At 31.3% G+C, this 760-nt stretch carries 1 protein-coding gene; it reads right to left on the reverse strand.

The genetic code is table 11. The features are described from left to right. On the reverse strand, window positions 1-729 hold a 729-nt coding region (locus HNS40_RS22555; RefSeq protein WP_371742976.1), incomplete at its 3' end, for an IS982 family transposase. Between the last annotated feature and the right edge of the window lie 31 nt (window positions 730-760).

Here is a 760-nt window from a genome sequence, read left to right on the forward strand (position 1 = left end):
ATCATATTTTATAGAAGGTTTTTTAGCAAAGAATGAATATGCGATAAGAGCGGCGATAATATTGGAGATAAAATTTTCAAAACTTCTGTGCCTAGAATGTTCAATTTGGCACATGTTTTTTAGTTCATCATTTACCGTTTCAATAACTGATCTTTTTCTCAATAGAATCTTATCTTTTAATTCCATCAAGGTGTTTTTCATGTTATTTCTAATACCAGTAATAAGGTGGAGACCATCAATAAAAAGGAGTTCAGTTAATGCTTTTGAAACATATCCCTTATCAGCATATAGCTTCCCTTTAATTGCTTGGATGAAGTTTTTGTCCTTAAGAGGAGCTCTATCATCAACATTTGCCTGAGTGATTACAAAGTTCAATATTTCTCCTTTATCATTGATAATCAGATGTAATTTAAAGCCATAAAACCATCCCATTGTACTTTTTCCAGTTGTTGCAATACCTTTGAAAGTTTTATTATTTCGAATCCTTTTGTTCTTGCAGGCTCTGATAGGAGTAGAATCTATAAAGGATATTCCAGTACTTTCTCCCATACGCCAAGTCTTTAACAATAAAGTCATAGGTAAAGTAGATTGTTGCATTAGTTCAACAAAACGATTATAAGAAACTGTTGCTGGAAAGTAAGATTGCATATGTTTTTTGACATAAAAAAGATAAAAATGTTTCATGTTTCTAAATTGGCCAAAATGAAACAGAACCATAATGGTTATCACCTCACTAGTTGATAAAATGGGCTTCCTTTTT

Origin of the sequence: Lentimicrobium sp. S6, from assembly GCF_013166635.1 — a bacterium.
Lineage (GTDB): Bacteria > Bacteroidota > Bacteroidia > Bacteroidales > UBA12170 > UBA12170.